The following is a 21,058-nucleotide window of genomic DNA, read 5'->3' on the forward strand; positions in this document are numbered from 1 at the left end:
AGATGTAACCATCCGTGTGTTATGATAATTTGACGCTTCATACCGATAAATACCAAATTAACATGATGTACGCGCATTGGAAAAACGGCACGCACAACAAAAGACGGGTGTTTGAAGCGTATTTTCGCAAGCTTCCGTTCGGCAACGGTTTTGCCGTCTTTGCCGGTCTGGAGCGAATCGTCCACTACATCAACCAACTGCGCTTTACCGACCGGGAAATCGCTTACTTGGCAGAGCAGGAGGAGAACTACGATCCCGGTTTTCTGGAGGAATTGAGAGAGCTGCGGTTTACCGGCAACCTGCGCTCGGTCAAGGAAGGGACGCTGGTCTTTCCCAATGAGCCGCTGATTCAAGTGGAAGCCAGGGTCTTTGAAGCCCAGCTGCTGGAGACGGCGCTGCTCAATTTTATGAATTACCAGACCCTGATCGCCACCAAGGCGGCGCGCATCAGGTTGGTGGCTCCCAATGAAATCCTGCTTGAGTTTGGCTCCCGCCGGGCACAGGAGGCGGATGCGGCGATATGGGGGGCGCGGGCGGCCTACATAGCCGGTTTTGACGCGACGTCCAACATGCTTGCCGGGATGATGTTCGGGATTCCGACCAAGGGAACGCACGCCCACTCCTGGGTGCAGGATCACGCCACCGAGTTGGAGGCGTTCGAGCGTTTTGCCGAAGCGCTGCCCGATGAAGTGACGCTCTTGGTCGATACTTACGATACCTTGAAAAGCGGCATTCCCAACGCGATCAAGATCGGCAAAAAATTGCAGGCGGCAGGTAAAAAGCTGCAGGGCATCCGGATTGACAGCGGCGATTTGGCCTACCTCTCGATCAAGGCCCGCGAGATGCTGGACAACGCGGGGCTGAAAGATGTGAAAATCATCAGTTCGCACGACCTTGACGAAAACGTGATCCTCAACCTCAAGGCACAAGGAGCGAAGATCGACACCTGGGGCGTCGGCACCAAGCTGATCACCGCTGCTGACGATCCGGCGCTCGGCGGTGTGTACAAGGTCGTCGCAAAAGAGGAAAACGGCGAATATCTGCCGACCATCAAAATCTCCGGCAACCCGGAGAAGATTACCACTCCCGGATTCAAGAGCGTCTACCGGATTGTCAACCGCAATACGGGCAAGAGTGAAGGGGATTACATCGCCATGGTGGACGAACAGGTGGAGGATCTGCCGAAGCTGAAGCTGTTCGACCCTGTCCATACCTACATGCACAAATTCGTGGTCGATTACGATGCGATCAACCTGCTGGAACCGGTGTTTGTGAACGGCAAGCAGGTCTATGAATTGCCAAGTCTGGATGAAATTCGCAGCTACCATCGATCACAGTATTCCCTTTTTTGGGAGGAGTACCTGCGGAAGCTAAATCCCGAGCGGTACCCTGTCGATTTAAGTCAAAAAGTTTGGGATACAAAAATGGATCTCATTCATTACTACACGCAAAAGTAAAGCAAAAGGCGCTGTCGAAACAAGCCTGGTCTCGCGAGTGAGCGCAAGCAGGCTTGTTTCTGCTTTTACGGGGTCGGGAAAGCGGGCCAATCGCTTCGCAAACGCCCATCTACCAAAAAGAGCCGTTTTTTGCGATAATGAATCTGTAAATTTGTAGCAAAATAAACGCCTGAAAGAGGGAAATGAAATGGATAGCTGTCGAAATATTTTTTGCGTTGGCAGAAATTACAGGCTGCACGCCGAGGAGTTGGGAAATGAGGTGCCGACCACGCCCTTTCTCTTCTCGAAGCCGACCCACGCGCTGGTGCTTGCGGATGGACGGGAGATCGTCCTGCCGGCCGGCCGGGGGGAAATTCATCATGAAGTGGAAGTCGTCGTACATATCGCCCGCCCCTACGAACCTGGGATGAGTCTGTCCGATGTCATCGACCGGATGGCGCTCGGGATCGACTTTACGCTGCGCGACGTGCAATCCGAATTGAAGAAAAAAGGCCATCCCTGGCTGCTGGCCAAGGGGTTTCCCAACTCGGCCGTGATCACCCGGTCGTGGGAGTTTCCAGGCCTGGAAGCTTGCCTTGAGACAGGTTTTTCCCTGCTGAAAAACGGCCAACAGGTGCAGCACGGCAAAATGCGCGAGATGCTGTTCAACCTGCCGACGATTATCCAATTTGCAGGGCAGCATTTCGGACTGGATGCCGGGGATATCATCTACACTGGGACGCCGGCCGGGGTAGGGCCGGTAGCAGACGGAGACCAGCTTTCGCTCATCTGGGGAGAGCAGGTGGCAGGAGAATGTCTGATCAGGCTGAGGTAAACCGGAAAACCGCGCAGTCCAACCGGGAAGAGTCGGCAAAAATCCAGCATATGATTAATCTGGGCTGGGGTGCGGCGCTCGTCTCCACAGGAATCACTGCATTCGCCGCTTTGCTCGGCTCCGCAGGCGGCGTCGCCTTTCTGGATTTGGATTCAACCGTCTTCCTCGACATCGCGCTGATCCTCGCGCTGGCGTATGGCGTCTACCGGAAAAGCCGCGTGTGTGCCGTGGTTCTGTTCCTGTTTTTCGTCACATCCAAACTGACCATGCTGCTGTTTGCCGGGACGACTGCGCTGAGCGTGATCCCCTCCCTGGTGATTTGGGGCTATTTTTACCTGCAGGGGGTAAGGGGCACCTTCGCCTATCACCGGCGGGTCAAACAGCCGGGTTTTGTCTGGATTCAGCCTGCAGGGCGAAATGGCGGCAAAACCGAGCATTTCTTGTCTCGCACACTTGCGGAAGCATCACAGCCGAAGGAGGGGAAGGAGAATGGACGAACTGATCGGCAGGAGGGTGCAAATCGTCGTGAATAACGTCAAAAAGCGCGGAGTCATCGAGTTTGTGGATCAGGATTGGATCGTCGTGTACTGCAAGAATCCCCGCAACGAGCGAGTCGTCTATCCCAACAACGAAAAAGTATTTGAACGGGTAAAATTTCTCGATGAAAAGTGAAGTACAAGAAGTACAACAAGAAACAAAGCGGGAGGAATCGCATGAATCAGATGCGCTGGAATTTGGATGCCCTGTATCCATCATTCGAATCAGCAGAATTTCAGACAGATATGGGCAAGGTGCCGGAATTGATTGGCGATCTGCGCGGCTTTGCCGAGCAGCTTTCTGGAGACGGCCTTGACCCGGCAGAGAAGATCGAAGCGTACCTCGCCAAATTGACGAAGTACGAACAGTTGTATTCCCGGCTGATGGCCTTCGCCGAGCTTACCTTCAGCACCGATGCCAAAAATGAAAAAGCCCGGCAAACCATCGAAGCGCTGGAGGAAAAAAGTGTCGAGCTGGTAGAGCCCGCCGTCAAATTCCAGAAGTGGCTGGGAGCTTTGGCGAACCTCGACGCGATCATCGCTTCCTCGCCGCGTTTGGAGGAGCACCGCTATTTTCTCACAGAAACCGCGAAGCGAAACAAGTACCTGCTCAGTGAAAAGGAAGAGGTGCTTATCGCCAAAATGCGCAACACCGGCTCAAACGCCTGGTCAAAGCTGCAGGAGACGCTGACCTCCAACTTGTTGGTGGACATCACCATCGCCGGGGAAGCCAGGCAGCTGCCGCTGCCCATCGTGAGAAACATGGCTTACGACAAAGATCCGCAGGTGCGAAAAACCGCCTACGAGGCGGAACGAAAGGCTTACGAGAAAATCGAGGAGTCCTCGGCAGCCTGTCTGAACGGGATAAAAGGGGAAGTGATCACGACCACCAAGCTGCGCGGCTACGCTTCTCCCCTGGAGCGCACCCTGATCGAATCGCGAATGGATCAGGCATCCCTCGATGCGATGCTGCAGGCGATTCGTGAAAGCCTGCCCGCCTTCCGCAAGTACTTCCGCAAAAAGGCGGAGATGCTCGGCCATCAAAACGGGCTGCCGTTCTACGACCTGTTCGCTCCGCTCGGCGGCGCAGACATGAAGTTTAGCTACGACGAAGCCAGGGAGTTCATCGTCGAGCAGTTTGGCAGCTTCAGCGAGAAGCTGGCCCGCTACGCCGACAAGGCGTTCCGCAGCTACTGGATCGATGCCGAGCCCCGCGAAGGGAAGCGCGGAGGCGCTTTCTGCTACAATCTCCACGTCATTGGCGAGAGCAGAATCCTGGCCAACTTTACGGGCAGTTTCAATGACGTCAGCACGCTGGCCCACGAATTGGGCCACGGTTACCACGGTGAATGTCTGGCAGGGGAGTCCATTTTAAACAGCGACTACCCGATGCCGATCGCAGAAACGGCCTCGATCTTCTGCGAGACCATCATCACCAATGCGGCTCTGAAAAAGGCGTCGAAGGCGGAGACGATTGCAATCCTGGAACACGATCTGTCCAATGCCGGGCAGGTTATCGTCGATATCTACAACCGCTTCCTGTTTGAGTCCGAACTGTTTAAGCGCCGGGAGAGAGGTTCCCTCTCCGTCAAAGAATTGAAGGACCTGTTCCTCTGGGCCCAGAAAGAAGCGTACGGCGACGGCCTTGACCCGCAGTATCTCCATCCTGAAATGTGGATTTGCAAGCCGCACTACTACTACGCCGACGCCAATTTTTACAACTACCCATACGCGTTCGGCCTGCTCTTTGCCAAAGGGCTTTACGCGGAATATTTGAATCGCGGCCCATCCTTTGTGGAGCAGTACGACCAGCTTCTCTCCGTCACCGGCAAAATGAACATTGCCGATGTAGCCAAAATCATGGGGATCGATGTCCATTCCGCAGATTTTTGGCGCTCGTCGCTGCAATTGATCGAGCAGGATATTGAGCTCTTTGTTTCAGAAAAATAGCCTTCCAGACCATTTGCCCATGACAGGCTTCCTAATTGGAAGCCTGATTTTTTGTGTTTATTTAACAAAAATAACAAATTTTGATAAAACGATTGAAATGCAAATGACAAAATACCCAAAAAATAAAGTCAAATACAGCCGGATGGGACATAGATTAAAATAGGCTACGTTATGAAAACCCCATAGTAGTCTCCCGGACCCGGGCACATGTTCCTGTTGGGTGTTGGACGCACAAAGGCGGAGCGGCGATAGTGCTCACCAGCTTGAATAGCACAACCTCGGTGGAGGCCTGACGGCTACCGGGAAGCTAGATGGAAGCCAGACGGATAAGATGCGCCGTATTCCTGTTTTCAAGGAAACCCAATCCTGACTAATAAAAGCCATGCTGCAAACATCCAAAAGAATCAAAATTTCGGACAATAAGATTGCAAATGTTATATCATCGAGAGTTTACACATACAATCCGATAACGGGTATATTTCCAGCCGGTTCAACACTTCGCGGTAAGGGAGTTAACTTAACTAATGGATAACATTCAAATCACGGATGTTAGGAAGATCATACGGCAGCGCTTGGCTTTGATCCTCATTATTTCCATTGGTTCTGTAGCAGTATGTGGATGGCTAAGTTTTTTTCTGTTAAAACCGGAATACGAGGCATCAACAAGTTTATTGATTCAAACACACAGCGCCAACCAGGATGCAGATACGTTATTAAATGATGTACGAGCGAATCAGGAGCTTGTGAAGACTTACAGCTCGATCATCAAAAGCCGCAGGATTGCCGAAGATGTGATACGCAGCCTACACCTGAATCTCTCAACAGAGCTGCTCCTCAGACACGTACAGGTGGAAGAGTCTGATCAATCGCTCGTCACTACCATTACGGTTACGGATTCCGATCCTGCCATGGCCGCCTCCATTGCCAATGAATTCGCACAGTCTTTCCAGCGCAATTTGGGGAGCATGATGAAGGTTGACAACATCTCTATTCTCGACGAAGCAAAGGTGGAGGGGAATCCGCTACCAGTTCGCCCGAAGCCCTATCTGAACATGGGAATAGGTCTTGTCCTTGGACTGCTGATCAGCGTTGGGCTGGCTTTTTTGCTGGAGTATTTCGACAAGACGATAAAAGAAGAGGAACAGATCGAGGAATTTTTGCTTATACCTGTCTTGGGAACCATTACAGATTTCCAGGAAAACAGAAAAAAACAGAAGAAACGTATTCGTCAGGCAGGTGAAGATACCATTGAAATCTCGGAAGACACCAAGCAAGTTAATCTGTCACGTTAATCCAAAGTCGCCGATTTCAGAGGCATACCGAACCCTGCGAACGAATATTCAGTTTGTCGGAGGGCCCAAAAAAATTCACTTGTTAATGATTACGAGCGCTGTGCCTGGCGAAGGGAAAACGACCACGGTGACCAATTTGGCTATCGTCATGGCCCAGGCAGGAAAAAGAGTCGTTGTAGTGGATGGAGACCTGCGGAAACCAGCCATTCATCGAATTTTTCGACTACCAAATCACGTCGGTTTAACCAGCCTGTTGCGGCAGGAAGTCCAGTTGTCCGATGCTGTTCAGAACATTCCATTGATTGGCTTTGATGTGGTTCCGTCCGGGCCCGTTCCGCCCAATCCGACTGAACTTTTAAGCACCGAAACGATGCGTGAACTGCTGGAGCGGCTTAAAGATCAGTATGACATCGTATTATTGGATACCCCTCCGATCCTTCCGGTAACAGACAGTCAAGTACTAGCTGCCTATGTGGATGGAGTGTTGTTGGTTCTCCAGAGCGGCAAGGTGCTGATCGAACAAGCGAAAAAAGCAAAAGCGCTGCTTGACCATGTAGGAGCAAACGTCATCGGGTCCGTGCTTAACAACAAGAAAGTAGACAGGGACAGCTACTACGATTATAGCCATGATTGATATCCACTGTCATATTCTTCCTGGTTTAGATGACGGTCCCCAATCAGAGACAGAAGCGATAAAAATGGCGCGTATTGCTGTGGAAGACGGGATCACGCAGATGATTGCCACTCCGCATTCGCACGATGGCATATATGTAAACAATGCGGAGCAAGTCTTGCAGGCGGTTGAAGCATTTCAGGCCATCCTGGACCGCGAAGGAATCCCGCTGCGCGTACATCCAGGCGCAGAAGTTCATATGCATGCCAATATGGTTGAACATCTGCTGTCTGACACTCTCTTGACGATGTGCAACGCCAGGAGGTATGTACTGCTTGAACTCCCTGTGCTTCATCTGCCGCTGTTCACGGACGAAGTTCTTGCGAATCTGCATGCATCGGGAATGACGCCGATTATCGCCCATCCTGAGCGGAACCAGGTGTTGCGAAGGAAGCCGGATCGCTTGGCAAGGTGGATCAGACAAGGGGCTGTCGCGCAGCTTACTGCGAGCAGTCTGGCAGGGAAGATGGGCAAAAGTGCCCGGAAGTGGGCTGAGTTCATGGTTCGACATCGTCTGGTGCAGCTTATCGCAAGCGATGGGCATGACTCGCTCATAAGAAAGCTGGAGCTGAATGCGGCGTATCAATCTTTGCTTCAGATCGCCCCAGCCGATGTCGTGCAAACATATCGCCGTAATGCAGAAGCCGTCCTGCAGGGGGTGACATGCAGCGTCCCGGAACCGCTTTACGACTGCTGAGCAGAAAAAGGTGGTTGTGTCGGTTGAATGTGGGATCGTTCGTCTCCCGGCAGGTGAGGGGATGTGGGATGAGTGGGCGTATGAGACAAGCCCTGACGCTAATGAGCAATCTGTTTTATGCGAAGTTCGTCAAAAATGTTGCGGTCCTAGTACTGGGTACGGGACTTGGCCAATGCCTCACGATACTGACTGCGCCTCTGTTGAGCAGATTGTACGATCCATCAGCTTTTGGCGTCTTATCCCTCTACACATCGATCGTAAGTATCCTGGCTGTCATGATGGCAGGCCGGTACGAGCTGGCGATTGTATTGCCCGAAAAGGATGACGATGCCGTCAATATCCTTATGCTGGCTTTGCTGATTACATTTGGCCTGACTGCTGCATCGATACTCATACTTCCGTCGATGGGCCGTCATTTTTCGCAGTATGTTCCTGGAGCAAGAGGCGTTCCGTGGCTATGGATGATTCCCATCAGCGTTTTTGCCATGGGAGTGTACCAGTCCCTCGCCTATTGGTGTACGAGGAAGCAGGCCTTTGCCAGACTCTCGATTTTCCAGATCTTCCGTTCTGTGGGAGTCGCGGGCACGCAAACGACTGGCGGAATCTTGCATGCTGGTGCACCGGGGCTTGTGTTTGGACAGGTTGCGGGGCAAATCCTCGCAACGTCCATCTTGTTCGGGCAGGTATTGCGGGAAGACAAAAGGATTATTCGCGATGCGCTTTGCTTTGCGAAAATCCAGAAGCTGGCGAAGGATTATGTCCGCTTCCCCTTATACAGCACACCGCAAACCCTGTTAAATGAATTTTCCCAAAACGTCCCGGCATTTATCCTGACGTATGCGTTTGGCACAGGCGTAGTCGGTTACTATTCCCTGGCACTTCGGCTCATCCAACTGCCGTATAATCTGATTGGCCAATCCATCACCCAGGTGTTTTATCAGAAGGTGTCCAAGGATTATCACGATAGGAAAAACATTTACCAGACGGTCAAGAGATCAACTTTGACCCTTGCTGCCGTTGCAATGCTGCCGACGATCGCTTTGGTCGGGTTTGGCCCGCAATTATTTACGTTCGTGTTGGGAGAAGCGTGGTTTCAATCCGGTTTGTACGCGCAATGGATGGCGGTCTGGGTATTCTTCGGTTTCTTGAATACGCCGTCATTTGTAACCGCTCAGGTGTATGGTTTGCAGCGGTTCCTGCTCTGTTATGAGATCGGATTATTTATCTCGCGGACAGCCGTACTATATTGGGGGGCTCTGTCTGCCGACGCGCTTTCGGCGATCGCTTTATTCAGCGTGACAGGGGGAGTATTCAATTGTTTCCTGATCGTGGCGGTGATGTTCTACGTGAAAAAGCAGATGCGCCATGACGCGGAACGGTCAAGTTTGCCCGGCGATATCACTGACGAAGGAGCGACCTAAAGTGATGAAGGTGAAGGAAAAACTGTGGAGGGCAAGGCTTTCGTTGCAAGGCAACTCTTTAAAATATGCAGATAAGCTAAGAGCTTGGCAATGGCTGCCTCGAGAGAAAGTCTTGGAAATGCAGCGGGAAAACCTGACCTCGCTCCTAAAACACGCCTGCCGCAACGTCCCGTATTACCGCACTGTTCTAAAGGAGAGCGGCGTGATTGATCGGCAAGAACAGGTGCAACTGGAACATTTTTCGCGGATTCCCTTGCTCGATAAAAACGTTATGCGAACCCAATTCGAACAGTTGCAATCTGCCGATATCCACACCCGTATGTGGTATGAGAACACTTCGGGCGGCTCTACGGGGGAACCTGTCCGTTTCCTTCAGGATAAAGAATATTTTTTCTGGAACGAAGCGATTAAGATCGTCAACGATGAATGGACGGATCGCTCTTTGGTCGATCGGCAAATAAGATTATGGGGCTCAGCAAGAGATCTTTTTGCCGGGAAAGAATCAGCGAAAACACAGTTGGGGAGATGGCTGAGAAATGAGCTGTGGCTGTATTCGCTGCGCATGACGGCGGAACAGATGACGAATTATGTGAACCAAATCAATCAGTACAAACCTATGCAAATTTTAGCGTACGCAGAAAGTATCTATGAGCTGGCAAGGTTTATCGAGCGGGAAAAAATGCCCGTTTATTCCCCGACAGCCATCATGACATCGGCTGGAACGCTGTATCCCCGCATGCGGGAAGTGATTGAACGAGTGTTTCAGACTCGTTGTTTTAACTGCTATGGCTCCAGGGAAGTGGGGGATGTCGCTTGTGAGTGCAATCAACACAAGGGCTTGCACGTTTCTTCAGCAACGCACTACGTGGAAATCCTGCGGCCTGACGGCACGGCGACGGAGCCGGGCGAACTTGGGGAACTTGTGATTACAGTCCTGTTCAATTATTCCATGCCATTCATTCGGTACCGCATTGGCGATGTGGGCAGTTGGAGCGAACATACTTGCAGTTGCCGACGAGGTTTACCCCTGTTAAAAGAGGTTGCCGGCCGAGTGACGGATATGTTTCTTGACAAGCAGGGCGTCCAGATCGACGGCAGCATGTTTAATCTTCTCCTCGATGACAAGCCGTTTGTGAAGAAGTATCAGGTCATCCAGGAAGAGTATGAAAAGATCAGGATTTTAATCGTCCCGGTCGATCAAAACCGGAATCCGTTTACATACCATAAAGAGGAACTTGATGACGTTACCAAAAAAATCCAGATGGTGATGGGGGAAACCTGCCAGGTAACATTTGAGCTTATGGAAGAAATCCTGCCTGCTTCATCCGGAAAGTACCGATATACCATTTCCAAGGTAAGCCGATAACTGGATTTCCAGACAAATGCAAGAGGTACGAGTATGGTGCATAAAGAAGCCAAGACCAGGCGTTGGCCGCTCATGAACGGACTTGCGATGCTCTACGTATTCACCGTATTGGTATTAACAGCAGTACCGGTCATCTCACGATTAGGAGCCATCCTCTCGCTCGCCATGTTACTTGGGTTGGGTTTTCATTATCTGAAAATGAGATCGCTGTATGTTCCCAAGTGGTTCATCCTGCCGATGTTATTTGCGCTTTTTGCGTTCACCTCTGTTATGTGGTCGGTAGATCAACTGTCGGCGATCTATTCTGCCATCAGCCTGTCGGCGGGTGTATGGGGCGCCGGATGTGTCTGGTTGGCTCTACAAAACGGAGCTTCGCTGTCCGCTCTAATCGCCAGCTCGTTTTTGAGCGGGGTGGTCATCATGGCTACAGCATCCCTGGAGCTGTACACTTCTGCAGGAGACCTAAGGCTTTCCGGGATATTGGGCAATCCCAACCTTCTTGCGATGAATTTGACCATCGCGGCCTTTATCATGTTCCTCAGCGAGAAAAAAAGGGTGTTGTGCAAAACAACCGGGCTTTGTTTTGTCATCTTTGCGACAGTTTTTTCGGGAAGTATCAAGATGCTGTTCTTTTGGATCGTTTTTCTATTCTACTTGGTCTTGAAGGGATATCAAATCGCGAAAAAATCGCATCTGATGAAAGCGCTGTGCAGCGGTCTCCTGCTGCTCCTGGCGATCGCGGCCGTCTACTTGGGCAGCTTATTGTTCCAAAATCTTGAAGGAATTACCGTGTTTAAGCGGTTCTTTCAGCTTCTGGAGGGGGAAAATACCAGCGGAATCACTCGCTTGGCGATGGTGAATGAGGGGCTTACTCTGTGGATGCAAAGTCCCTTTATGGGGAACGGCATCGATCAATTCCGTGTTCTCGGTTCCTACGGTACCTACGCCCACAATAATTATATTGAGCTTTTATGCGATTTCGGAATCAGCGGTCTCTTTCTTTATTACTTCAGCTATTTTGTCATTACGGCAAAAAGTATCAAAGGCATAGTAGCGGGTTACGAACATGCCTACTTTGCGCTCATGATGATCATAACGATGGCTTTGTGGGAGGTCGGGGTGGTCAGCTACAGTGAAAAGAGCATGTGGCTCATGATGGTTCTGGCCTTTCACTTGGTCTCGGCTGCCGATGCGAAAGGCTGATTCATACAAATGAGATAATAGGTGACAATCCATGTCCAAGGTGAAAAGAGTGTTAGTGATGATTCCCAATCTGGCAGGCGGAGGAGCAGAGAAGGTGATTGTTACACTGCTCGGGCATCTGAATCGAGAGAGAGTGGAACCGATTTTGCTGGTAACCAATTTGGAAGGGCCGTTTGCAGGGCGCATCCCCGGAGACATTCAAGTAATCAACTTACAGAAAAAACGAATTCGTTACGCCTTGCTGCCATTGATAAAAGAAGTAAACCGGCTTCGCCCCGATACGATTCTCTCGACCATTGGCTATATGAATTTAGCCGTATTACTCGTGCGAAAGTTTTTTGCGGTCAAGCCCAAAATCATCGTCCGGCAAACCAATACATTATCGAAATCCCTGCAATCGTTCGCTTGGTGGAAACGAATGATCTTAAGAGGTCTGTACCGATGGCTGTACCCGCAGGCAGATATCATCCTGACGCAATCTGATGGCATGCGCCACGATATACTCTCCCTTCTGCAGGGCGTACCGGCTCAAAAAGTTGTGAGAATCTTCAACCCCTTGGACATAGACTACGTAACGAACGAGGCCGAAGCGTTCAACCCATACGAACAGGTAAAAGAAGACAAAATCATTGTTGCCGTCGGACGGATGATTTACGTGAAGGGATTTGACTTGCTGCTAAACGCTTTTCGACAAGTGCACGAGGTGAACCCCAGTACTCGTCTATACCTCCTCGGAGAAGGACCCCTGCAAGCGGAATTGCACCAACTTGCTGTCTCGCTTGGTATCGAAAGGAATGTGACGTTTATGGGATTTCAATCAAATCCTTATCCTTACATGAAGTATGCAGATCTACTTGTTTTGCCTTCCCGAACGGAGGGATTTCCCAATGTATTGACGGAAGCTTTAGCCTGCGGCGTCAAGATCGTAGCGGCAGACTGCCGGAGCGGTCCGCGGGAAATCCTGGGCAACAGTGAATTCGGTCTGTTAGTGGCAGAAAATGAAGTTCAGGCGCTGGCTGACGGGATGATGGCTTGTTTAAGCCTCGCCCGGCATGAAGCGGCGGGTATGGAACGGGCACAATCTTTTCACGCCAGGAAGATTGCGGAAGCATACGAGGGGGTGTTCTAACGAATGGAAGAAGACCGTATATGCAGCAGGTGGCTGGCAATCGGTCCGCTCCCACCGCCGATTGGAGGAGATACCGTTTCTTTTTCCAGGTTAGTGGAAAGCAAAGTACTACAGGAAGCCCACCTGCATGTGGAGATCCTGGATACATCAAGAAAAGAACAAGAGAGCAAAGTGGGACGGAAGCTGGACTTGTCGGATTTGAAAAACGGAGTCCGCTTTTTCCTCCAGGCGTTTCGCTATCGAAAGCAAGTAGACGGGGTGTTGGTTTGGGCCAACTCCCGTTTTTCTTATACCCTTGGCCTTCTGATCGTTTTGTTGTTTAAAGCATATGGGAAACAGGTCATCATGAAACAGTTTGGCACATGCTTTATCGAAGAGTATCGCTTATTGCCTGCCTGGTACCAGCTCCTGATCAAAAAAATCTTCTCGCGAGCCGATTATTTCCTCCTGCAGACAAGGGCCTTCTGCCGCTTTTTTATCGATGTCCTGGGACTTCCGGAAAGCAGCGTCGTTCACTTTCCCAACTTCCTCCCGTTTCATCCCGTCACCCGCGAACGAAGGGGATTAGCCGGTCGGGTCAATTGTGTTTTTGTTGGCCAGATCCGAAAAGAAAAAGGGGTTTTTGATATCCTCGAAGCGCTGAGAAAAGAGCCGAAGACGGCTTGTTTTTTTTATGGCCCGCTCCACGCGGCGGATAAGGAGGAGTTTTTACGGCAGGTAGAGGCGGTGCCAAATGCCGTTTATTGCGGGGTTCTGGATCAACATCAAGTCATTGAGACGATCAGCCGATATGACGTTTTGTTACTTCCCTCCTATCATATCGGAGAAGGGTATCCCGGGGTGATCCTGGAAGCGTTTTTCTCCTGCATACCGGTCATCGCGACAAATTGGCGGATGCTGCCGGAAATTGTTCTTGACGGTCACAACGGCTACCTGGTATCGGTCCGCTCGCCTGAAGAGATCGTCCAAAAGCTTCGACTCATGGCGGAGAATGAGCAGAAATATATCCAGATGTGTCTGGCAGCAAACGAAACTGCGCATCACTTTACGGAAGAAAAAGTAGTGGGAGAGATCTTACTGCCTCTGCTTGGAACATCCTCGGCAAGAGTAGAGCAAAGAATGAGTTTGGAGGGAGGGTGAGCGCTGCGTGTCTGGAGTTACCGGAATCGTCTCTTTGCATGAGCCTCCATTGACAGAGAGGTTGCTTCGGGCTCAGGAGGTTCAAAAGCACCGTGGACCAGATGCACAAGGAATAGCGGAATACAGCATAGGGCATTGGAGAATTGGTTTGGGCCATCAGCGGCTGTCCATCCTGGATGCCGGTGCATCGGGAAATCAGCCCATGAGTTATCAGGATGAGAAAGGCGTGATTATCCATAATGGCATGGTGTACAACTTTCATGAAATTCGTTCCGAGTTGGAACTTCTTGGCTATTCTTTTCAGAGCCGTACGGACACGGAGGTTGTTTTGGCAGCCCTGCATCATTCGGGTGCAGCCTTGTCCCGGTTTAACGGGGTGTGGGCCTTTGCCTGGCTGGAGAAAACGAAAAAAAGGCTGATTTTGTGCCGGGATCGCGTGGGTGTCAAGCCGTTGTATTACTACGTAAACGATGGGGAACTCTACTTTGCTTCCGAAATCAAAACGATTCTGGAAATGGCTGGTCAATCCTTTGCTTTAAACCATCAAATTGTCGGCGAATACATCCTCCAGTCTTTGTCATCGACCTCGCAGGATACCTTTTTTCACGGTATCAAACAGGTGCCGCCCCATCATTTTGTGACAGTAGACCTGAGCTCAGCTGAAGTCAAATTGCAGTTCGAACGGTACTGGGCGATACAGCTCTACTCCGAAAACGATGTCGAGGAATCAGTCCTTGCCCAACAGATTCGCGAATTGTTTTTGGATTCGGTCAGGCTGCAATTGTGCAGCGATGTTCCGACAGGCTACTGCTCTCGGGAGGGGTCGATTCCTCGGCCATTGCGGCCGCAATGGATTTTCTCCTTGGAAAAGAGCAAAACATGCAAGTACTGGCGATTGTCAGCAATGATTCGCGCTTTGACGAGAGTCCGTTCATCAACCTCATGGGCCGCTATCTCCAACGGGACATCCACAAGATCGTCTTTGACATGAATCCCATGCAAGCCTTTGATTTTCTGGAGACGGTCACCTGATATCACGATGAACCGATTGGCAGTTTTTCTACGATTGCCCATTATCTTCTCATGGAACACGCTCATCAATTAGGCATTCAAGTGGTGTTGAGCGGGCAGGGGGGAGATGAACTGCTTTGCGGTTACAGGAAATATCTGGGGTTCTATATCCAACATCTCCTAAGACGCGGCAGATACGGGAAAGCTGCACAGGCATTCATCGATTTTTGGCGACAGGGGACTGTTCTCGCCCAATTTTCCTTGTCTGAGGCAAAGCGCTATTTTCCCGGTTCTTTCAGGCCGCCGGAAATCGACGTTTCAGGTGAGGCATTGCAAGACTTCAAACCCTTGCAGGTAGGGCTGCCGTCCGGCGTCACCGTACAAGACAGGCAGATGTTTGACCTCGAGAGATTCTCATTGCCGGTCGTTGCCCAGTATGAAGATCGGATGTCGATGGCCTGGTCTCGGGAGGTTCGCCATCCGTTCCTTGATCATCGCTTGATTGAGACGTTCATTCCTTTGCCGATGGAGCACAAATTAAACCATGGCTGGACAAAGTATATCTTTCGCAAAGCATTGGAAGTCTATCTGCCCAAAGAAATCGTGTGGAGAAAAGACAAGCAAGGCTTTATCAACCCGCAAAGCGAATGGTTAAAGCGCGAATTACGCGAGAGGACGCTTTCCTACTTTGGCGAAGACAGCCTGATTTTTACCTACGGGATTATTGATCGAAACCGCCTGTTAAAAAAATACGACTATTTTTGCCGGCAGGCTCCAGGGAAAGGTTCGATCTGGTACAAGGATATCTTCAATCCGCTCGCCTTGGAAATATGGTTGAGGCGGTTTGCGAAGTACATCTCCAAACAGGGAAAGGGGTGATTGGCATTCCGTGGAAATGAGAAAACCAGCGTTCATCATCACGATCGATACGGAAGGGGATAACTTGTGGGCCAGACGTGACACGATCACAACCGAAAATGCAAAATTTCTCTTCAGATTTCAGGCACTGAGCGAAAAATACGGCTTGAAACCGACGTATTTAACCAATTGGGAGATGGCGAATAGCGACGTGTTCCAAGAATTGGCCAGAGATGCTATCCGCCGGGGGGCAGGCGAAGTGGGGATGCATCTGCACGCCTGGAACTCGCCGCCGCTGGTTCCTTTGACAGAGAACGACAACCGGCATCATCCCTATTTGATCGAATATCCTGAGCAGCAGATCCGGGAGAAAGTGAAATGTTTGACCCGTACCCTCGAAGATATTTTCCAGGTAAAAATGCGGAGTCATCGCGCAGGAAGATGGGCCTTTAATGAGACGTACGCCCAGATATTGGGGGAAAATGGCTACCATGTCGATTGTTCTGTGACACCAGGGGTTTCTTGGCGATCCCATCCGGGCGCTCCAGGGGGAAACGGAGGCACTGACTATACGCATTATCCGTCGACCGCTTATTATATGGACTTGCATCAGATACGACAATCCGGTCGATCCGCCTTGCTCCAGGTACCGGTTACCATCATTCCGGCAAGGCGTTTCCGCTATCTGAAAAAATACGATCGGCTGATCGAAAAAGTGGCGGGAGAACGTGTTAAAAATAGACTGTTGCGCAATATGTGGCTGCGTCCGGACGGCAAAAACGGGAACGATATGCTCAGGATCCTGTCCATAGCTTTGGCGGAGAAGCGCGACTATGTCGAATTTATGCTTCACTCCTCCGAACTGATGCCGGGCGGCAGTCCTACTTTTCCGTCAGATAAAAGTATTGAAGGACTGTACCGCGATTTGGAAATTCTGTTCCAGCTTGCTTCCCGCTATTTCAAAGGGGCAACATTGAGCGAATATTACGACCAATTTTCTTCCGACACATTATGTGATGGAGATGGTGATGATGACGATTTTGCTGACAGGGGCCGCCGGTTTTATTGGGTTTCACCTGACAAAGAGGTTGTTGGAAGATCGTTTTTTCGTGGTTGGCATTGACAATCTGAACGATTACTACGACACCTCCCTCAAACAAGAGAGGTTAAACATGCTGCAAAGCTACCCCTCCTTTGCATTTAGAAGGGCGAATGTGGAGGATCAAGACACCATTTCTCAGATCTTTCAGTCGTATATGCCCTCTGTGGTGATTCATTTGGCGGCACAGGCTGGCGTGCGGTACAGTTTGAAAAATCCGCATGCCTATATCCAGTCAAATATCGTCGGGTTTCTCAACATCATGGAAGGCTGCAGACAAGTCCAATGTGAGCACCTCATCTACGCTTCCTCGAGTTCAGTCTACGGTGCGAATACGGCGATGCCCTTTTCCGTTCGCGACAATGTGGATCACCCCGTCAGCCTGTACGCCGCGACGAAAAAATCAAATGAGCTCATGGCGCATACCTACAGCCATCTGTACGGCCTGCCGACGACGGGCCTGCGTTTTTTTACGGTGTACGGACCTTGGGGCAGGCCGGATATGGCGCTGTTAACCTTTACGAAAGCCATCGTAGAGGGGAGGCCGATCCAGGTTTACAATGAGGGCAAGATGAAGCGCGATTTTACTTATATCGATGACATCGTGGAAGCGGTGGTTCGGTTGCTTCCTCTAAAGCCTGCAGCAAATCCGGCGTGGCGCAAAGACCGGCCTGACCCTGGATCAAGCTACGCTCCCTATCGAGTCTGCAACATCGGCAACAATCAACCGGTCGATCTTTTATCATTTATTTCGATCTTGGAGGAAAAATTAAATCGCCGGGCAGTAAAAGAATTTTTGCCCCTGCAGGCGGGGGACGTTCCCGAGACGTATGCCGCGGTGGACGAACTGACAGAACTGATCCACTTTTCGCCGGCCACCCCCATCGAGGTGGGGATTTCCAGGTTTGTCGATTGGTATACAGAATATTATGGAGTTCAGTATGTATAGACGAATCGGCGTGGTTGGACTGGGATATGTCGGATTGCCGGTCGCTGCGGCATTTGGCGAGATACAGCCAGTCATTGGCTTTGATGTTAATCCAAAGCGAATCGCTGCCTTGACGCAAGGAATCGATATCTACGGCGAGCTAACGGCCGAAGAGCTAAAAAGGGCGAACATCACCTACACGGTGTCACCGGACTCGTTGCGGGATTGTGACTTTGTGATTGTGTCCGTACCTACCCCGATCGATCAAGCGAAACAGCCGGACCTGTCGGCGCTGATACAGGCATCCAAGACCGTGGGAGAGAATCTGACGCCGGGTGCGATCGTTGTATATGAATCTACGGTGTATCCGGGGGCGACGGAAGAAGTATGCCTACCGCTTCTGGAGCGGCATTCTGGCTTGCGTGCAGGAAAGGATTTCTTCGTCGGTTATTCGCCCGAAAGAATCAACCCGGGAGACAAGCGACACAGATTTTCCAACATCGTCAAAGTGATCTCCGGGCAAGACCAAGCGACCTGCGACATGATTGCCGATGTCTATGGAATGGTTGTGGAAGCGGGTGTGTATCGGGCACCTTCGATCAAAGTGGCAGAAGCTGCCAAAGTAATCGAAAATACACAGCGGGATATCAATATTGCCCTGATAAATGAGTTGGCGATCCTTTTTGATCGGATGGGCATCGACACCGGCGAAGTCCTGGCAGCGGCGGGCAGCAAGTGGAACTTCCTCCCGTTCAAACCGGGCCTAGTCGGCGGGCATTGCATCGGCGTCGACCCCTATTACCTGACGTACAAGGCCGAAAGCATTGGCTATCATCCGGAAGTGATCCTCGCCGGCAGGAGAATCAACGATGGCATGCCTGTGTTTATCGTTCAGGCTGTAGTAAGGCAGTTGATCCATCAGAATTATAGGATAAAGGGCGCGGTTGTAACGATTTTGGGTCTGACGTACAAAGAGAATGTAGCTGATCTGCGCAATTCGAAGGTGTTGGATATCGTATACGGACTGAGGGAATTCGGGATACATGTACAGGTTACCGATCCCCTGGCCGATCCCATCCAGGCAGAACAAGAGTACGGGGTGAGACTGAGCAAGCCGGAGGAATTGCGGCAGGCTCACGCTGTCATACTGGCAGTCCCGCATGATGAATACGCCAGTCTGGGGTGGGAAGGGGTTCTGCCTTGCTTGCAAGAGAAGCAAGGAATTGTCGCAGATCTCAAAGGGTTGCTTGATCCAGCAAGCTGTCCTGCATCCATTTCGCTTTGGAGACTGTAGGGTGGGATCTCTGACTGGCCGTCACGCCGGCAAGAAGGACACATCAGGGTTTGGCTTGCGGGACTAGGTCTAAAGTAGGGTGTGCCGGAAAATGTACCAGGAAAACAGGGGAGAAATCAGACAGGCCGGAGTGGAAAAGGGCAGCTGACAATCTCAGGGAGGAAGGCATGTGAAGAGATGGTTTGATATTGCTGTCGCGGCCATTCTATTGCTGGCAGCTCTGCCCGTACTCATACTTGCGGCCCTCATGATCCGCTGGAAACTGGGATCGCCGGTGCTGTTCAAGCAGCAGCGCCCGGGATTGCACGGCAAGCCTTTTACGATCTACAAATTCCGGACGATGACAAGTGAGACGGACGCCGATGGCAGGCTGCTGCCCGACGAACAGCGTCTCACCCCGTTTGGCCGGTGGTTAAGGCGGTTCAGCATCGATGAGCTTCCCCAGTTGGTTAATGTGCTGAACGGGGAGTTGAGCATCGTCGGACCTCGTCCGCTGCTGATGGAGTACATGCCGCTCTACACTCCCCGCCAGGCCCGCAGACATGAGGTGAAGCCGGGGATCACCGGTTGGGCGCAGATCAACGGCAGAAATGCGATTACCTGGGAAGAGAAATTTGAGTTGGATGTTTGGTACGTCGAAAATCAGTCCTTTTGCCTCGATCTGAAAATCCTCTGTCTTACGCTCGTAAAAGTGCTTGATCCGCGCGGGATCAGCGAAGACGGATGCGCTACGGTTCAGGATTTTACCGGTTCACGGAATCATCAGGAAATGATGTAAGCGGGGTGGCAGCTTGAAGGTCATCATGATTGGCTGCGGATACGTCGGCTTGTCTACTGGCAGTGTTCTGGCCTATATCGGCCACGAAGTCACCTTGATCGACAGCGATGCGGAAAAAATAGCAAAACTGCGGGCGGGAGAACTGCCGATTTACGAACGAGGATTGCAGGAGGTACTGCGGGCGTCGGCAGGAAGAATCAGCTTTACCGATGATTGGGACAGCTTTGATTCAGGCGCTGACGCTGTCATCATCGCTGTAGGCACTCCCATAGGAGAGGGCGGAGGGGTGGATCTCACCTGTGTCGAGGCGGCAGTCCAAGAGATTGGGGCCCGGGTGGGCGGCGGCAGCATGCCGGTTATCCTCCTAAAATCGACCGTCCCCCCCGGCACCGGCAGCGAGATGAAAGCTCTGCTGCAGCAGAAGTTGGCCATGCGGGGGATGAAGAGCAGGATATCTGTCGTCTCCAATCCGGAATTTTTGCGGGAAGGCCAAACCATGTTTGACTCGTTTTACCCGGATCGGATTGTCGTCGGGATTGAATCGGATGAGGAAGAGACCTTTCTGGCCACGCTCTATCGGCCTGTCTTGCTGCAGGATTTCACACCGCCGCTTGCGATCCCGCGTCCGGGGCATACTCGCCTGCCGCCTTTGGTCGCCACCGACCTGACCAGCGCCGAGCTGATCAAATATGCGGCCAATGCCTTTTTGGCGGTGAAAGTATCGTTCATCAACGAGTTTGCCAACCTGGCGGAAAGCGTTGGGGCTGACATCACCGCCGTGGCACGGGGGATCGGCCTGGACCAAAGGATCGGCCCCCAATTTTTGCAGGCTGGAATCGGCTGGGGGGGAAGCTGCTTCGGGAAGGATGCGCGGGCGATCCTTCACGCCGGAAAACGGCATCAGGCGGAATTGTCAATCGTTCGGGCCGCCCTTGATGCAAATCAAACACAGCGGGGGCAGGTGGCGAAAAAATTGGGAGCCCGGCTTGACACGCTTGCCGGCAGGACGATCGGGCTTTTGGGCCTGGCCTTCAAACCTGGCACCGATGATCTGCGGGACGCCCCTTCGCTCGACATCATCCGCCAGCTTGTCGGCGGCGGCGCCCGTGTCAAGGTGTACGATCCGGCAGCGATGGAAAAATTGGCCTGCGAGCATCCGATGCTTTCCGTGGAGTACTGCCCGACGGCCGAAAGTCTGTTTGAGGGATGTGATGCGGTCGTGCTCGTCACCGAGTGGGAAGAGTTTCTCCATCTGCCATACGCCGAGCTGGGAGAGCGGATGCGGGCAAAGCTGCTGTTCGACGGACGGAACGTATTGGATCAAAAGATGCTGACAGATGCCGGCTTTACCGTTTGCGGCGTCGGCAGGAGCGATGCGGACGGGGGAAGGGAATGGTTAGGGGCTGTGTGAG

At 51.6% G+C, this 21,058-nt stretch carries 18 protein-coding genes and 2 pseudogenes; all 20 read left to right on the forward strand.

Annotated features, from left to right (window positions below):
* Window positions 1-14 precede the first annotated feature (14 nt).
* The 20 genes and pseudogenes from HGBM_RS01690 (at window position 15) to HGBM_RS01785 (ending at window position 21,057) form a co-directional block, all read left to right on the forward strand.
* The gene (locus tag HGBM_RS01690) at window positions 15-1,457 is read left to right on the forward strand and encodes a nicotinate phosphoribosyltransferase (RefSeq protein WP_019119376.1); all 1,443 of its coding nucleotides are present in this window, start codon (window positions 15-17) and stop codon (window positions 1,455-1,457) included.
* Between the two features lie 187 nt (window positions 1,458-1,644).
* A complete protein-coding gene (locus tag HGBM_RS01695) occupies window positions 1,645-2,271 on the forward strand; it encodes a fumarylacetoacetate hydrolase family protein (protein ID WP_019119377.1) in 627 nt (208 codons plus the stop codon).
* On the forward strand, window positions 2,250-2,804 hold the full coding sequence (locus tag HGBM_RS01700; RefSeq protein ID WP_019119378.1) for a hypothetical protein: 555 nt from the start codon (window positions 2,250-2,252) through the stop codon (window positions 2,802-2,804). The genes HGBM_RS01695 and HGBM_RS01700 overlap by 22 nt, the downstream gene beginning before the upstream one ends.
* Complete coding sequence (locus HGBM_RS30145; protein ID WP_147512773.1) at window positions 2,761-2,943, forward strand: hypothetical protein; 183 nt, start codon at window positions 2,761-2,763, stop codon at window positions 2,941-2,943. The genes HGBM_RS01700 and HGBM_RS30145 overlap by 44 nt, the downstream gene beginning before the upstream one ends.
* 41 nt (window positions 2,944-2,984) lie before the next feature.
* On the forward strand, window positions 2,985-4,757 hold the full coding sequence (locus tag HGBM_RS01710; RefSeq protein WP_019119380.1) for a M3 family oligoendopeptidase: 1,773 nt from the start codon (window positions 2,985-2,987) through the stop codon (window positions 4,755-4,757).
* Window positions 4,758-5,281: 524 nt separating this feature from the next.
* Window positions 5,282-6,049 (forward strand): YveK family protein, encoded by a 768-nt coding sequence (locus tag HGBM_RS26230; protein ID WP_019119381.1) that lies wholly within the window; start codon window positions 5,282-5,284, stop codon window positions 6,047-6,049.
* Window positions 5,994-6,683: a CpsD/CapB family tyrosine-protein kinase gene (locus HGBM_RS01720; protein ID WP_147512774.1), complete on the forward strand. Its 690-nt coding sequence runs from the start codon at window positions 5,994-5,996 to the stop codon at window positions 6,681-6,683. Before HGBM_RS26230 ends, HGBM_RS01720 begins: the two co-directional genes overlap by 56 nt.
* Entirely contained in the window at window positions 6,676-7,419 is a 744-nt protein-coding gene (locus tag HGBM_RS01725) for a tyrosine-protein phosphatase (RefSeq protein ID WP_026074133.1), read from the forward strand. Before HGBM_RS01720 ends, HGBM_RS01725 begins: the two co-directional genes overlap by 8 nt.
* A gap of 68 nt (window positions 7,420-7,487) precedes the next feature.
* Window positions 7,488-8,840 (forward strand): lipopolysaccharide biosynthesis protein, encoded by a 1,353-nt coding sequence (locus HGBM_RS01730; RefSeq protein ID WP_161604994.1) that lies wholly within the window; start codon window positions 7,488-7,490, stop codon window positions 8,838-8,840.
* A 112-nt stretch (window positions 8,841-8,952) separates the two neighbouring features.
* Window positions 8,953-10,206, forward strand: a complete 1,254-nt coding sequence (locus HGBM_RS26235) for a phenylacetate--CoA ligase family protein (RefSeq protein WP_147512775.1) — start codon at window positions 8,953-8,955, stop codon at window positions 10,204-10,206.
* A gap of 33 nt (window positions 10,207-10,239) precedes the next feature.
* Window positions 10,240-11,409 (forward strand): O-antigen ligase family protein, encoded by a 1,170-nt coding sequence (locus tag HGBM_RS01740; protein WP_019119386.1) that lies wholly within the window; start codon window positions 10,240-10,242, stop codon window positions 11,407-11,409.
* A gap of 31 nt (window positions 11,410-11,440) precedes the next feature.
* Entirely contained in the window at window positions 11,441-12,538 is a 1,098-nt protein-coding gene (locus HGBM_RS01745; RefSeq protein ID WP_019119387.1) for a glycosyltransferase, read from the forward strand.
* 3 nt (window positions 12,539-12,541) lie between these two features.
* Entirely contained in the window at window positions 12,542-13,678 is a 1,137-nt protein-coding gene (locus tag HGBM_RS28705; protein ID WP_019119388.1) for a glycosyltransferase family 4 protein, read from the forward strand.
* Between the two features lie 7 nt (window positions 13,679-13,685).
* A pseudogene (locus HGBM_RS31440) lies at window positions 13,686-14,177 on the forward strand (asparagine synthetase B family protein); the annotation flags it as partial.
* 350 nt (window positions 14,178-14,527) lie between these two features.
* Window positions 14,528-15,568 (forward strand): annotated as a pseudogene (locus tag HGBM_RS01760) (asparagine synthase-related protein).
* A gap of 238 nt (window positions 15,569-15,806) precedes the next feature.
* The gene (locus HGBM_RS26245; RefSeq protein ID WP_218916977.1) at window positions 15,807-16,670 is read left to right on the forward strand and encodes a polysaccharide deacetylase family protein; all 864 of its coding nucleotides are present in this window, start codon (window positions 15,807-15,809) and stop codon (window positions 16,668-16,670) included.
* Complete coding sequence (locus tag HGBM_RS01770) at window positions 16,579-17,595, forward strand: NAD-dependent epimerase (RefSeq protein ID WP_280990807.1); 1,017 nt, start codon at window positions 16,579-16,581, stop codon at window positions 17,593-17,595. Before HGBM_RS26245 ends, HGBM_RS01770 begins: the two co-directional genes overlap by 92 nt.
* The gene (locus HGBM_RS01775) at window positions 17,588-18,868 is read left to right on the forward strand and encodes a nucleotide sugar dehydrogenase (RefSeq protein WP_019119391.1); all 1,281 of its coding nucleotides are present in this window, start codon (window positions 17,588-17,590) and stop codon (window positions 18,866-18,868) included. Before HGBM_RS01770 ends, HGBM_RS01775 begins: the two co-directional genes overlap by 8 nt.
* 169 nt (window positions 18,869-19,037) lie before the next feature.
* Window positions 19,038-19,646 carry a sugar transferase gene (locus HGBM_RS01780; protein WP_019119392.1) on the forward strand — a complete coding sequence of 203 codons (609 nt, stop codon included), beginning with the start codon at window positions 19,038-19,040 and terminating at the stop codon, window positions 19,644-19,646.
* A gap of 13 nt (window positions 19,647-19,659) precedes the next feature.
* Window positions 19,660-21,057: a UDP-glucose dehydrogenase family protein gene (locus tag HGBM_RS01785; RefSeq protein ID WP_019119393.1), complete on the forward strand. Its 1,398-nt coding sequence runs from the start codon at window positions 19,660-19,662 to the stop codon at window positions 21,055-21,057.
* Window position 21,058 lies beyond the last annotated feature (1 nt).

The sequence above is a fragment of the Brevibacillus massiliensis genome (assembly GCF_000311785.1).
Taxonomy (GTDB): domain Bacteria; phylum Bacillota; class Bacilli; order Brevibacillales; family Brevibacillaceae; genus Brevibacillus_C; species Brevibacillus_C massiliensis.

Coding starts and splice junctions, on each gene's coding strand:
- HGBM_RS01695 (WP_019119377.1), top strand. CDS start 1,645: ATGGATAGCTGTCGAAATATTTTTTGCGTTGGCAGAAATTACAGGCTG.
- HGBM_RS01700 (WP_019119378.1), top strand. CDS start 2,250: ATGTCTGATCAGGCTGAGGTAAACCGGAAAACCGCGCAGTCCAACCGG.
- HGBM_RS30145 (WP_147512773.1), top strand. CDS start 2,761: ATGGACGAACTGATCGGCAGGAGGGTGCAAATCGTCGTGAATAACGTC.
- HGBM_RS01710 (WP_019119380.1), top strand. CDS start 2,985: ATGAATCAGATGCGCTGGAATTTGGATGCCCTGTATCCATCATTCGAA.
- HGBM_RS26230 (WP_019119381.1), top strand. CDS start 5,282: ATGGATAACATTCAAATCACGGATGTTAGGAAGATCATACGGCAGCGC.
- HGBM_RS01725 (WP_026074133.1), top strand. CDS start 6,676: ATGATTGATATCCACTGTCATATTCTTCCTGGTTTAGATGACGGTCCC.
- HGBM_RS01730 (WP_161604994.1), top strand. CDS start 7,488: ATGAGTGGGCGTATGAGACAAGCCCTGACGCTAATGAGCAATCTGTTT.
- HGBM_RS01740 (WP_019119386.1), top strand. CDS start 10,240: ATGGTGCATAAAGAAGCCAAGACCAGGCGTTGGCCGCTCATGAACGGA.
- HGBM_RS01745 (WP_019119387.1), top strand. CDS start 11,441: ATGTCCAAGGTGAAAAGAGTGTTAGTGATGATTCCCAATCTGGCAGGC.
- HGBM_RS28705 (WP_019119388.1), top strand. CDS start 12,542: ATGGAAGAAGACCGTATATGCAGCAGGTGGCTGGCAATCGGTCCGCTC.
- HGBM_RS01770 (WP_280990807.1), top strand. CDS start 16,579: ATGACGATTTTGCTGACAGGGGCCGCCGGTTTTATTGGGTTTCACCTG.
- HGBM_RS01775 (WP_019119391.1), top strand. CDS start 17,588: ATGTATAGACGAATCGGCGTGGTTGGACTGGGATATGTCGGATTGCCG.